We start from the raw sequence: 13,698 nt of genomic DNA, 5'->3' as shown, positions 1-13,698 counted from the left end.
GTAAGAGCCGAATCCTTCCAGCTGGCTAAAGGTCTTTTCCGCAAATGCACGCTCGTAGCCATTCTTCATCATCCCGGCGATCAGCTTCTCTCCGAACTTGCTGACGCCGCCCGTATGCTTGAACGTCGCCATGGCGCGGCGCAACTGGTCGGCCTCCCCCGGTGTGAAGCCCGCGCACTCGATGGCGACCCGCATCGCCTGCTCCTGGAACAGTGGCACGCCGAGCGTCTTGCCGAGCACCTTTTCCAGTTCGGGCTTGGGATAGACGATGTCCTCCTTTCCCTCGCGGCGACGCAGATAGGGATGCACCATGTCGCCCTGGATGGGGCCAGGTCTCACGATCGCCACCTCGATGACCAGATCATAAAAGGTGCGTGGTTTTATTCGCGGCAGCATGGACATCTGCGCACGGGATTCGATCTGGAAGGTGCCGAGCGTGTCGGCCTTGCGGATCATCGCGTAGGTTTTCGCGTCCTCCGGCGGAATGCTCGCTAAATCCAGATTGATCCCCTTGTGCGCGGAAAGGAGATCGAATCCTCGCTTCATGCAGGAAAGCATTCCGAGCGCCAGGCAATCAACCTTCATGAATTTCAGGATGTCGATGTCGTCCTTGTCCCACTCGATTACCTGACGGTCCTTCATCGCCGCCGGTTCGATCGGGACCAAATCATCGAGGCGGTCGTTGGTGAGCACAAATCCGCCGGGATGCTGCGAAAGATGGCGCGGCGTGCCGATCAGTTCGCGGGCAAGTTCAAGCGTCAACCGTAAGCGTCGGTCGGTCAGATTGAGATTGAGTTCTTCGGCGTGTTTCGGATCGACGCCCTCCTTCGACCAGAACGAGATCTGGCCGGACAGCATCTTGATCAGGTCTTCGGTCAGACCGAGTGCCTTGCCGACATCCCGCAATGCACCTTTCGAGCGATAGCGAATGACGGTCGAGCACAAGGCTGAATGATCACGGCCATAGGTTTCAAACACCCACTGCATGACAATTTCGCGCCGTTCATGTTCGAAATCAACGTCAATATCGGGCGGCTCGCGCCGCTCCTCGGACACGAACCGTTCGAACAGAAGATCATTGAGGTCGGGATCGATCGAGGTGACCCCGAGCACGAAGCAGACGGCGCTATTGGCGGCGGAACCCCTGCCCTGGCAAAGGATTCCTTGAGAGCGGGCAAAGCGGACGATGGAATTCACCGTCAGGAAGTACGGCGCATATTCAAGCTTCTCGATCAGCCCCAGTTCATGTTCGAGCGAAGCGCGTACCTTGTCCGGAAGGCCTTCGGGATAACGCTCCGCTGCACCTTCCCATGTCAGGTGTCCGAGCGCCTGTTGCGCCGTCAAACCCGGCATCGTCTTTTCTTCGGGGTATTGGTAGGCGAGTTCGTCCAGCGAGAAGCGGCAACGTTCCGCGATCTCGACGGTGCGGGCGAGCGCCTCGGGATAGCGGCCGAATAGGCGTGCCATTTCCTCGCCGGGCTTGAGATAGCGATCGGCATGGCGCTCGCGCCGGAAGCCGGCGTCGTCGATCGTGCAATTGTGTCGGATGCAGGTGACCACGTCCTGCATTAGACGTCGCGCCGGAGCGTGGAACAGGACGTCATTGGTGATGACGGTGGGCACACCCATCGAAGCCGCGAGGTTCGACAACTCATGCAATCGCAGTTGATCGTTTGGCCGCCGCCGGAGCGTCAGCGCCAAATAGGCGCGATCGCCGAAGGATTCGCGCAATCGCCTCAAGCGGAAACCGCACGTATCATCGGCTTCGTCGGGTACAAGGACCGCGATCAATCCTTCGCCATAGGCGACGACATCCTCCCATCCGAGAATGCATTTGCCCTTTCCGCCCCGCCCTTTGCCGAACGACAGCAATCGGCAAAGCCGCGCATAGGCGGGCCGGTCGGTGGGATAGACCAAAACCGATAGGCCGTCGGTGAGATCGAGACGGCAGCCGACGATCAGGCGCAGCCCGGTTTCCTTGGCCGCCTGGTGGGCACGGACAATCCCGGCGACACTGTTGCGGTCCACGACGGCCAGTGCCTCGATGCCAAGTGCGGCGGCCTGCGAAAACAATTCCTCACAACTGCTCGCGCCTCGCAGGAAGGAAAAGTGCGAGGTCACCTGCAGTTCCGCGTAGCGCACGACGCTGTTCATCCGAATATCCCGTGCAGGAACCATTTGTGCGAGCCCGTCGCTGCATCCTCCCCGTCACCGGCGCGGTAGATCCAGAAGCGCTCGCCGGAATCGTCCTCGACCTGGAAATAATCCCGGACAGCCGTCAGCTCGGCGTCGCGTTTCCACCATTCGCCGAAAATGCGTTCGGGACCGTCGGCGCGGCGGACACGACGGCGGATACCGCGCCATGTGAACGTGACGGGAGGATGATCGGGCAGAAGCGCCACGGTCTCGATCAATTCCGGAGTCTGCAGCAATCGTGTCGGCCGCGGCCAACGGCTCGGCCAGGTTTCGCCGCAATCCGGTGTGGTCGGGGCTATCCGTTGGACGGAACGTTCCGGAACGTCGCTGGCCATTGGTGCAAAGCGATAGAGCCGCTCTTCGCCGATGCGGTTGGAGAGCGTGTCGATCAAACCAGAGACATCAGCCTCGGGCGCTTCGAACAATAAAGAAATCGTCTGCTTGTGTTTCAGTGGTTCGGCTTCGGTAGCGGCCAGCCGCATGAGTTCGATGCCGAAGCCTGGATCTATCGTTTCGATCTTGTCGGAGAGAAGTCGTGCCAGCCGTTTCACGTCACGAACAGGCTGCGCCGTGCCGACACGGATCGCCTCGACACGGTTGTCGACGCGGTAGAGCAGGAGATCGAGACGCCGCGCACCGTGTCCCCTGACCTCGAGCAACGAACAAAGTTCAGCAACGAGCCTTGCCGTATATTTGGCAATGGTTTCGGCGGCCCCGATCGGCTCGCCGAATGCGCGGCGGACCTCGGCGATTTCGGGCGGCCGGATCGGTTCGATCGGTTCGCCGAGGCGGTTCATCGCCTGGTCAAGCCGACGGCCGAGCTCCGGCCCGAACCGCAGGGTCAGCGGCGCACGCGGTTTTTGGGAGAGGTCGGCAATACGGTCAAGGCCGAGCCGACGCAGACTGGCGACCATCTCGGTCGGCAAGCGCAACGCTGCGATCGGCAGTTCCTGGATCGCAGCGGCACTCTCCCCGATCGGCACGACCTGGACCGGCCGCGCGCCAAAGCGGGCAAGAGCATGCGCCGCACCCCAGCTATCGGCGATCGCGGCACGCGCTGTAATGCCGGACGCAGCGAACCGTCCCACCATGTCGGTGAGCATGGCGCTCTCGCCACCGTGAAGATGATCAGCGCCCATCGTGTCAATGACCAGACCAGCGGGTGGATCGGCGGCGACGATCGGAGCGTAGCGGCGGAGCACCCACAAAGCGAGCTTGTCCAGCGCCTCAGTATCGGCCGCGGGCTCGGCATCCATGATGGCCAGGTTCTGGACAAGTGCCTGCGCCTTGCTGGCGGGCATGCCGACGCGCAGGCCAAGCGCCAGTGCGGGCGCATTGGCGGCAAGCACGACACGACGTCTTCCGTCACGGCCTGTCAGGACAAGCGGCGTCTCAGGCGGAGGCGCGGCGTCGCCCAATTTCCTTCTGTTGCGGTCTGTCGACCACAGCGGAAGAAAGAGCGATACGACCCTTGGCATCGCAGGCCTCCACTTCGAAATCAGCGCTTTCACCGGCGCGGCATCGGATCAGTTCAAGTTGCCAGCGGGCGCGGCCAACGCCTGGGACAGGCAACGGGACGGAGGGAAGCACCGACACCCGCCACCTTGTGACCGAGGCGGTCGGCTGTCCGAAGTCCGTGGTATCGGCCTGCCGCCGCCATCGGCGTATGGCGATGCCGATCGCGCCTGAGCTTTCGGCGGCAAGCTGCAACCGGCGCGACGCGGTCATGGAAAGCTTTGCGACTTCGGCGACGACCGCTCCCAGCCCCCCGTGGCGAAGGCCTTCCTCGAAACAGGCAAGAACGGCGTTTTCGTCGCCGGCCTCGACATAGATCACCCGGCCGGGAGACAATCCGGCCTGGGCGACAGCCGGCGCGAACAGGTCCTGGCGGGTCACGCACCACAAGACCTTGCCGATTGTCCGCCCCGCAATCCCTGCGGCAAACAAGGCAGCCGCCGCGCCGTCGATCGCGCCATTGCCGCCGCCCGCCACCTCATGCAGGCTTGCCAACGCTAACCCTCCCCCAGGTAAAACCCGATCGATGGCCGCAACCCCGAAAGGTATGACCGCGCGATCTCGCACGTTTCCACCCTCAAGTCGCGCGATACGCTCTCGAAGCTCGGTAATGGCGGGACTGACAGTGTTGTCGGTCATACAGAAAAGCTTCCTGGTTGGCTTCCCAACGGGTTTTCGGGTTGATATGTTCCTTATTTGTTCCGCTGACGAGAACGAGTCAATCCGCCTCGGACGGCCAGCATGATGCGATCGGACAAGTCGACCGACAGCGCGAAAGCGAAGAATGTCGAATCGATCAGGAATCGCAGATGGATAGAGGGTTTCGTGGGCGCTGCTTATCTGGAAAAATTAAATACCGAGCAACGCCTGGCGGTCGAACATGGAACGGATCTGTTGCCGTCAACGATTGGCGGTCCGCTTCTGGTCATCGCGGGTGCCGGATCGGGAAAGACCAATACGCTGGCCCACCGTGTCGCCCACCTGATCGTCAGGGGCGCTGACCCTCGCCGTATCCTCCTGATGACGTTCTCACGCCGCGCCGCAAGCGAAATGGCAAGGCGTGTCGAACGGATTTGCGCCCAGGTGCTTGGAGCGAATGCCGGGGTCATGACTGATGCGCTGGCCTGGGCCGGGACATTCCATGGCATCGGCGCGCGATTGCTGCGCGACTATGCCGAGCAGATCGGCCTCGACCCGGATTTTACCATCCACGACCGGGAAGACAGCGCCGACCTGATGAACCTCGCCCGGCACGAACTTGGATTCTCGAAGATGGAAAGCCGATTTCCGACCAAGGGAACCTGCCTGTCCATTTATTCCCGCACGGTAAATTCGGAGAAGCGGCTCGACGAGGTGTTACGGACCTTCTTCCCTTGGGTCTCGGGATGGAGTTCGCAACTGCGCGAATTGTTTGCCGCCTATGTCGAAGCCAAGCAGGTCCAGAACGTTCTCGACTACGACGATCTGCTTCTCTATTGGGCACAAGCCGTCGGTGATCCGCTGCTCGCCGACGACATTGGCAGCCGCTGGGATCATGTTCTCGTCGATGAATATCAGGACACCAACCGCCTGCAATCATCGATCCTGATGGCGTTGAAGCCGGGCGGCAGAGGATTAACGGTCGTCGGCGACGACGCTCAATCGATCTATTCCTTCCGCGCCGCGACGGTGCGCAACATCCTCGACTTCCCCGGCGAGTTCAGTCCGACGGCCGAGATCATTACGCTTGACCGGAACTACCGATCGAGCAAGCCGATCCTTGCCGCCGCAAATGGCGTGATCGACCTGTCGCGCGAGCGTTTCACCAAGAACCTCTGGACGGAACGGGAATCCGCTGATCGTCCGCGGCTGGTGACGGTCAGGGACGAGGCCGACCAGGCGCGCTATATCGTCGAACAGGTCCTGGAGAACCGGGAGAGCGGAACGGCGCTAAAGCAGCAGGCAGTCCTATTCCGCACCTCAAGCCACAGCGGACCGCTTGAAGTGGAACTGACGCGCCGCAATATTCCCTTTGTCAAATTCGGCGGCCTGAAATTCCTCGATAGCGCCCACGTAAAGGACATGCTGGCAGTGCTGCGGTTTGCGCAAAACCCGCGTGACCGAGTGGCGGGTTTCCGGTTGATGCAACTTTTGCCTGGTGTTGGACCGCAAACGGCAAGCCGTGTGCTCGACGCGATGGCAGCCGATCCGGAGCCGATCACAACCCTTTCCGAAATACCCTCGCCGCCCCGATGCGGCGAGGATTGGACCGCATTTGTCGAAGTATTGCAGCATTTGCGCAACGGACTGGCCGAATGGCCCGCCGAAATCGAGCAGGCACGTCTCTGGTACGAGCCGCATCTCGACCGCATCCACGAGGATGCCGAGATCCGCAAGGCGGACCTGTTGCAGCTTGAGCAGATCGCGGCCGGCTATCCATCCCGCGAGCGCTTCCTCACGGAACTGACCCTCGATCCGCCGGATGCCACCAGCGACCAGTCCGGCGTTCCGCATCTCGATGAGGATTACCTCATCCTCTCCACGATCCATTCAGCCAAGGGTCAGGAATGGAAATCGGTCTTCGTCCTCAATACCATCGACGGCTGCATTCCCTCCGACCTTGGCGTCGGAACGACCGACGACATCGAGGAGGAGCGTCGGTTGCTCTATGTGGCGATGACGCGCGCCAAGGACAGCCTGCACCTCGTTACGCCGCAGCGGTTCTTCACCCATGGGCAGAACGCCTATGGCGATCGGCATGTTTATGCGTCGCGCACTCGTTTCATTCCCAAGGCGCTCCTCTCGCTGTTTGAATCCTGCAGTTGGCCGTTAATTGTGCACAGCGATGGCACAAGGCCGGACGCTCGCCAGATCCGCGTGGACGTCGGTGCCCGAATGCGCGGCATGTGGCGCTAGAGGCCGTTAAGACATGCACCTTCCTGCGCAAGGAGACCGATGGCCAGTGGCGGCTTGCGCGTGACGCAAACCTCCTCACCGCACGAAATTGAGGCGCATTTGTCGCCGATATGGCGGCTATTGGGTGGGAAGCGGACTGTCTTCTTCCCATTGGGTTTCGCGGGATACCCGCCATTCGGTATTGCAGAAGTCGGTCGCAGATCGTCGATTTCTGCGGCTGATATTTGCGACAGAAAATCCCTGGAAAATCAGCACTTCCGGTACTGTCGTGGAACTTAGGAATTACGCGACGGTATGATGCCGAACCGTTGTCTAAGCATAGGCTAGGCACCAGCCGGGAGCGCGAACCCAACATCGCTCGGCCGGCACCTCATCAGTACGATACAGCCGGGTCACCCGCTTGTGCTCCCCGCTCTCGAATGCCGCCGCGAGCGCTTTTTCCGATTCCTCATCGCGCATTCCTTCACAGGGGAAGATGGCCACCGGCGAAATCCATTGCGCGTGAAATTCCTCACCCCTACGCGTCACGAGGAACACCGCCCCGCGAAGGTGCATGTTGCTCCAATTGCTGCTGGTAAATCCAAGATCGGTCGTAAGCGGCAGGATCAGCCTTCCGCCGTTATTGAGCCGGTCCAGCCAGATATTCGCGGGCCGGGTCGCGCCGGCGTTCACATAGATCACATCGGCTGAATCAAACGCTACGGAGCTGCCATCTCCATGGACCACGGAAACGATCGGATAGGCAGCGAGATTTGCTTTCGCCCGCGCAGCAAGCTCCTGCTCGAACTCAATCGCCGTCACCCTGCCGGATGCGGCAACGAGGTTCGCCATGATCGCAGAATAGTAGCCGGCACCAGCGCCAACATGCACGATATGCTCGCCTGCTCGCAGGGCGGCCTGCGAAAGCAGGAAGGCATGAAGTGAAGGTTGTCCGTTGTTGATGTGGCGCTCAGGGACGATACCAACAACGTCATCCGTATAGAGGTAGACCGGGTCGGCGGTCGGGGTCGGAACATAGGCTCTTCGCATTCGGAAGATCGGCCACGGACCGGGACCAAGGAAATCTTCTCGCGGTACTTCGGCAAAGGCTGCTTCAACACGTTCATCGACAACTCTCACAGCCGCCGTGATCTGCTTCGCATAAGCTCGCCGCACGATCTTCAATTCGTCAGGTGTCATCAGCAGAACCAACTCCATAGATTCCTGTCGCGAAAGTCCCGAAACATGCGACAGATATGATCCAAGTCAATGTCGACCTGCAAGGTCCGCTCTAGGGGTCCTCGCCTCCTGCCATGAACGGCCGAGATGGGGTCGGCTGCAGAACGGCAGCTATCCGCACAGCGGCAGCCAAGCGCTGACGGTCCGGTTTCGGCCCCGTTCCCGCCTACGAAGCGCAGGGGTCGGCAGGCACCGCCGAGCGAACGAAGTGCGGTACATTCTGAGCCCGCGCAACTTTACTGCGCGCCGTGCGCCCGATTCGGACTCCCGTGAGGCGTCGCATCCCCTGCCTGCTATGTTATCAAGGTGGCCACCCCTGCCTAAAACTCTGGTCAACGAAATGATCCGGATAGCCGCGTGCCAGTGCGGAGAAATCGGGGTCGCTCGCCGTTAGCACATTTAGCACAGCGTCGGCATCCAGCGCGCTTGTTGTATATAAATCGAAGGCAGGCCAATCAGACTCGCAGCCGTGCGCCACTACAAATGCGGCAATCACAGCCTTGGCTGCGGAATAGGCGCTAGTCGTGACGCCCAGCGGAACGGCAACCTCAATAGCGCGAGGTCGGCCGATGCCTTTCACAAGTTCGATAAGTTCACCATCTTCCAGCCAAAAATACACGCCTTCCCCGCCCCAATGAGCCAGCAATAATTCTACGCCATGGTGGTCGGCAGGAAAGGGGTGTGATGTCATCCAGAATTTGCCCGAGCGCGCCTCGTTCTGGTGATGGAAGGGGCTAGCTCCATGTAACGCATCGGCAACCTTGGCTGAAATGACGCCTGCGGCCACTTGAGCGTCGAGCCTTTTGCGGATGGCCGCTAAATCCGAAGTATGGATACCATCGGATTGGAGAAGCTTAGCTTCATCGTCCGTAAGGCGCGTGTAGTGCCACGCGCGAATGGTGCGTTGCTCCATCATAGGCATAATGATGTGCTCAAGAATGTATTGCCGCTCAGCGGCATAGGGATTTTCTTTAAGCGGAACCCACCGCTTAGCCGCCTGCTGTTCGCGGTAATCTTTCTTGCTAGTATATTCATAGTCGCAGAGCGCCTCGCGCTTTGCATCCAACTCAGTCATTAGCGCATCGTCAAATGTCTTGATGTTCCAAACATCAATTAGCGTTGAAGTCATAGACCGCTGTGCCCCATTCGTTCCGTACCCTACCCTACCGCATCCAAAGCTGTTGTCTGTGCCGTACGTGTGTTGCGTATTCCGTACATCTACCGTACAATATGGGGATTGACGTAACGCACAGGAGATTACCATGGTACCTAAAACAGAACGCTTGGAACTACGGCTAGATGCCGATTTGATTCAGAAAGTGGACGTTTGGCGCGGAGAGCACGCTGACCTTCCCTCACGGTCAGAGGCCATCCGTCGCCTTGTGGAGGGAGGTCTTGCCGCCAAATCTCAACGGGATTTTCGACCGACCAACCCCGAAAAGATGATGATGTGGATGCTGGCACAAATTAGGCGTGACCAGATTAGCGGAAGGAAGGACAAGAAGGACAACGAATACGACATCAAAGATGTGGAGCTTATCGAGCAGGCTATCTACGGCGGGCATTTCTGGGCGCTCGATTGGGAGATGACCGGCATCCTTCACAACCATGTGGACGACCCGAAGCGGGTTAGCCTTGTTGTGGATGTGATGGACATGTGGAACTTCATTGAGAGGGCTTGCAAGGGCTTCGGAGTCGAGAAGCAGCGCCTTGTTGATGAGGTGGGCTCATGGGCTAAAGACCCGAAATTCGAAGGTTTCGATGGCAATAATGAAGGCGAGTACATGGGAATCGCCCAGTTTTTGGTGCAAAAACTGAACCGTTTCGAGGATTTCAAAGGTCGGTCAATGAACTCTCACTCCCCGACCGTGGCTCGTTACGGCAAGATGGCCACCTTATTCGAGACTATACGCCCGAGCCTTATCGGCCGAGAGCTTAGTGTAGATGAGGTGATTAAGCTCCTCAAGCGTGAGGTGGCATAGAACCGAAAGATAGTCGATTTGTTAGAAAATCCAGGACCCAAGGCTGTCGTGTGGAGGGAGAAGGCGGCGTTCGCTCGATCCGGCTTGAACTTGGCCTCCGCCGTCCGAGGGAAGCCGGACGAATGGCAAGTTTCGGACGGCGAAGGAAGCATCCCGAACGGCGTCGAAGGTCGGAAGTGAACGTTCCCCGATCGCGGGCGGCCAAGGGCCTCGGAAGGGCTCGTCTCGGGTGGGGCATTGGGCAAAGCTGCCATTTCTCTGGGCTGGATAATGAGCTACTCCCGCCGTGTTGAAGCTTTTGGCTACAGCATGTTATGCAGGCATTTCACGGACAACAGGGCGGAGAAAATAGTGAGCGACATCGAACAACTTCGAGAAGACTTGAACGACCTCGCCAATGTGGAAGATCCGGAAGAGGACGTATCTACGACCGGCGAGCTGTTTTCGATTTCATCCTTCGGGGTGGACTATCCTGTAGAGACCCTAGTTTCCAGGATGGACAAAAAGCTCTTTTACATCCCTCCGTTCCAACGTGCTTTCGTCTGGTCTCAAAACCAGTGCTCACGGTTCATTGAATCCCTTCTTCTCGGACTCCCGGTTCCGGGTATCTTCCTGTTTAAGGAAGCTGACTCGGGGAAGCATCTCGTCATTGACGGTCAGCAGCGCCTCAAGTCGCTGCTCTATTTCTCCCAAGGTGTTATAAACGGGAAGGAGTTCGCGCTGACTGGGCTAGAAACAAAGTTCGGCGACCGGACCTACAAGACGCTAGACGAAGCCGACCGAGCGCGCCTTGATGATGCGGTTATCCACGCTACGGTGTTCAAACAAGACTTACCCGAAGGAGAAATCAACAGCGTCTATGAGGTCTTCGAACGCATCAACACGGGTGGCATAAAACTCTCACCGCAAGAAATCCGGTCGTGCATCTGTCATGGCAACTTCAACAACTATCTGCATAAGCTCAACGATAACGTTGAGTGGCGAGCAGTGTACGGGCCGAAGAGCAAACGTCTAAAGGACGTTGAAATCATCCTGCGTTTCATGGCTTTCTACGAAAAAGGCGAAGAATACAAAAGCCCAATGAAGCACTTCCTGAATGATTACATGAAGGAAAAGCGAAACCTATCGGATGCGCAGTTACAGGATCTGGGGGACATCTTCGTGAAGATGATAGACTTTGTAACAAGGGCTTTGGGCGCACGACCCTTCCGCCCTGACCGTTCCCTCAACACTGCCGTTTTCGATTCTGTGGCCAGCGCGCTTGCCCACCGCCTCGCCGTAAAGGCGGAACCACAAACTGAAGAGGCCCTGTCCGCGTATAACGCGTTGCTCCAGAACGAGCGCTTCATCGAAGGCTACATCCGGTCCACTGCCGATGAAGAAAACGTTAAGAAGCGCATGGAGGAGGCGGGGAAGGCCTTTGCCGCAATATGAAGCGACAGGAGCTCCAAGCCGAGTTTGACCGCCTGAGCTACCAGATATCGTTCATCAAGAAGGGGGCGGGCAAAGATCGGGACGAACTGATATCCCTGTCGAGCCAGCAAGTCTGCGTCTCGATCTGCGGAAGCCTAGAGCAATTGCTGAAGCGCATTTTTATTGAGTACGCCAAGCGGCGGTCGAACAGCCGCATTTATCGACCCATCGAAAAAATCTGCGAAAGTTACCAGAACCCCAAAACCACCAAAATCTTGGAACTGGTAGGCTTGTTCGATGCGGACTTCGAATCCGAACTGAAGCGCCAATGGGATGATGAGAACGAAGTTGAGAAACAGCATCTCGACAACATGGTGGATGACCGCATTACAATTGCGCACCGCAAGAAGGTCCATGTGGACGTATCGTCTACCAAGCTGCAGAATTATTTCAACGCCTACCGCAGCTTGCTTGACAGGGTCTATACACATTTTCTAGGAGCCGCGTAAGTCCGAGCAGCCCCCGTTGCTACCCGCTGGCGCTCTGACCATTCCTGATGTCGGGCAGAAGTAAACTCACCGCAACCCTCAATGGAGCGCCTGACCGCGATTCATTCGAGCCAATGAATGGCTGCTCAGGGGCTTGGCGTAAGCAGCCCTGAATGTCTCTACTGGGGTCGGCTCCTGCCAATACACCGATCGCGGCTAGCGTCGCGACCCGGAACGGCTCGACATAGGTGGAAAGAAGCGGATAGTCGGCTTCGGTAGAATAGCTAGCGAAAACAGACTGACGCTTGCCTGTTCAATGTCTTTCCATGGCCTAAACTCGTCGCAAACGTGGCCAGTCGATCTAGGGGAAGACAGGGGGTTCTCCATGTCTTAGCGCATCTCTACGCGGTTGCACCAGGGCAACGATTTGAACTCGATACGCTCGTTTGTTATAGAGCGCTTGCGAGGCGTTGGTTTGCGGCCTGCCTCGCAAGCGCGGTAGAGATACCCACCATGCCCGGTCCCATTTGGGATCGGGCTTTATTTGATCGACCTCAAGCGGGTGAGCCGGCGCTTAAGGTCGAACGCTCTTCTCCTATTCATCTTGACCTCCATTGTTCGCGTTTATCCAGCTGCCGGTGGCGGCGGGATGGGGTTAGATGCGTTAGTGTCGGACGCCGCTGCGGTCGCCTCTGCTGCTTGTGCAGCGGCGGCCGCAGCCCAACCTTCACGAACCGCTTCAATCTCTCCGAATGCGCCCACTTCCATTAGTCGATCAATGAATCGGCCATAGATACCGTCTTGAGCGAGACCCTGACTGCGCATCCATTCCAAGGCCGCGTTCGGGTTGAGTAGCAAGACATAGTGAAATTCACCCGACGGCCCTGGCTTTGTTTGGATCATCAAAAGCTCACGCAGCTTCTTCATACGCTTCCGCCACGTATCAACGGCTCGTTCACCGATAAAGCCGGCCTCCGCCGCATATGTAGCGGGGTTCTCGATGACGATAACCGGGTTATCTGGCGAGCGTGCCCACAGGCAGAAAAGAGTGTGCCCGGCGGGCTGGCCTTTCGACTGTATATCAATGGCCTGCATGACGATCGGAAGCGTTCGCGGTACAGTCGTAAAGCCATCATTCGTCTTGCGGTGCCATATCCAACTTGGGTGAAAATTCGGAAAGTGAAGGTCCATTTGCTGCTTGGACCGTTCGGCCATTTTCATTCGCTTAGCTGTTGCCTGCCGTCCGTTCGCCATTACCATCTTCCTTCGTTTCTACGTCTTGCTGTGCTGTCTAAATGGGCCATGTAGCGCTTTGGCACAACGAGGGGTTACACGCAGCAGCGAGCTGCGATACATAGGCCCCAATCCGCGATACAATCAAGCCAATTAGCGCAACATGGAATAATATGATAGACCGAATTGCGCGATATGGCGCAGATGATTGCAAGTTCTATAGCGATTTCAGACGCTTGCACGCTCCGCAGTGTACTCCGCGTATTCCGGTGCTCCCCGTTCTCCCCTGTGCTCCCGATGCTCCTGGGTTACAAAGGGGCAGAGGCACCGGCATTTTGGCGGGTTTAGGTGCAGAAATTTGTATGGGAAGGCTTTAACTTGCATGGGAAACTGACAGCGAATTGCTGGCCCTACTTTGAACCTGTAACCGATTTTCCGTTTACGCCCGCTAGGTGCCTGCGTCGGCACACCAGCCTTTGCTCGAACGTCCGTCGTTTTGTTCTTGCTATTGCAACTGCCCTGGAGCTTGCGGGAGCGAGAGGCCGCCCTTAACGCCTAAGCAGTAATGTCGACTTTCGGGTGGGCGTTAAGGTTCGCCGCCGGTGCGCCACCTGCCAGAATAAGCCTTTAGGAATCCGACGAGCTGCTCGCACGTAAAACTCCATCATGAGAAAAACCGAGGTAAGAGCGTCCGGGTTCCGGCGAGGCTGACGCGCCACAACCCACGAAGTTCATCTCAATGACCTCGGTCTACTATC

Annotated in this window: 10 protein-coding genes; 4 read left to right on the top strand and 6 right to left on the bottom strand. The window is 58.2% G+C overall.

What is annotated here, in order from left to right; translation table 11 throughout:
• The 3 genes from ACX3P1_RS03970 to ACX3P1_RS03960 form a co-directional block, all read right to left on the bottom strand.
• A partial coding sequence (locus ACX3P1_RS03970) for an error-prone DNA polymerase (RefSeq protein ID WP_459078235.1) occupies positions 1-2,154 on the bottom strand: 2,154 nt, incomplete at its 3' end.
• Positions 2,151-3,674, bottom strand: coding sequence for a Y-family DNA polymerase (locus ACX3P1_RS03965; protein ID WP_459078234.1), 1,524 nt, complete (start codon positions 3,672-3,674; stop codon positions 2,151-2,153). The genes ACX3P1_RS03970 and ACX3P1_RS03965, both read right to left, overlap by 4 nt.
• On the bottom strand, positions 3,589-4,350 hold the full coding sequence (locus ACX3P1_RS03960; RefSeq protein ID WP_459078233.1) for an ImuA family protein: 762 nt from the start codon (positions 4,348-4,350) through the stop codon (positions 3,589-3,591). The genes ACX3P1_RS03965 and ACX3P1_RS03960 overlap by 86 nt, the downstream gene beginning before the upstream one ends.
• A 186-nt stretch (positions 4,351-4,536) precedes the next feature.
• Here ACX3P1_RS03960 and ACX3P1_RS03955 point away from each other — a divergent pair, with 186 nt between their 5' ends.
• Positions 4,537-6,606 (top strand): ATP-dependent helicase, encoded by a 2,070-nt coding sequence (locus ACX3P1_RS03955; RefSeq protein WP_459078260.1) that lies wholly within the window; start codon positions 4,537-4,539, stop codon positions 6,604-6,606.
• A 312-nt stretch (positions 6,607-6,918) separates the two neighbouring features.
• Here the strand turns inward: ACX3P1_RS03955 and ACX3P1_RS03950 are convergent, their stop codons facing one another.
• Both ACX3P1_RS03950 and ACX3P1_RS03945 read right to left on the bottom strand, forming a co-directional pair.
• Positions 6,919-7,785: a protein-L-isoaspartate O-methyltransferase family protein gene (locus tag ACX3P1_RS03950; RefSeq protein ID WP_459078232.1), complete on the bottom strand. Its 867-nt coding sequence runs from the start codon at positions 7,783-7,785 to the stop codon at positions 6,919-6,921.
• Between the two features lie 340 nt (positions 7,786-8,125).
• Positions 8,126-8,953, bottom strand: a complete 828-nt coding sequence (locus tag ACX3P1_RS03945; RefSeq protein WP_459078231.1) for a hypothetical protein — start codon at positions 8,951-8,953, stop codon at positions 8,126-8,128.
• Between the two features lie 133 nt (positions 8,954-9,086).
• Between ACX3P1_RS03945 and ACX3P1_RS03940 the strand changes: the two genes are divergently transcribed.
• From ACX3P1_RS03940 to ACX3P1_RS03930, 3 genes are all read left to right on the top strand, one after another.
• A complete protein-coding gene (locus ACX3P1_RS03940) occupies positions 9,087-9,806 on the top strand; it encodes a YfbU family protein (RefSeq protein ID WP_459078230.1) in 720 nt (239 codons plus the stop codon).
• Positions 9,807-10,157: 351 nt separating this feature from the next.
• Positions 10,158-11,240: a GmrSD restriction endonuclease domain-containing protein gene (locus ACX3P1_RS03935; RefSeq protein ID WP_459078229.1), complete on the top strand. Its 1,083-nt coding sequence runs from the start codon at positions 10,158-10,160 to the stop codon at positions 11,238-11,240.
• A complete protein-coding gene (locus tag ACX3P1_RS03930) occupies positions 11,237-11,728 on the top strand; it encodes a HEPN domain-containing protein (RefSeq protein WP_459078228.1) in 492 nt (163 codons plus the stop codon). The genes ACX3P1_RS03935 and ACX3P1_RS03930 overlap by 4 nt, the downstream gene beginning before the upstream one ends.
• A gap of 603 nt (positions 11,729-12,331) precedes the next feature.
• Here ACX3P1_RS03930 and ACX3P1_RS03925 read toward each other — a convergent pair.
• Positions 12,332-12,961, bottom strand: a complete 630-nt coding sequence (locus tag ACX3P1_RS03925) for a hypothetical protein (RefSeq protein WP_459078227.1) — start codon at positions 12,959-12,961, stop codon at positions 12,332-12,334.
• Positions 12,962-13,698 lie beyond the last annotated feature (737 nt).

This window comes from Mesorhizobium sp. A623 (genome assembly GCF_054489405.1).
This window is presented reverse-complemented; position numbering and strand designations above follow the sequence as displayed.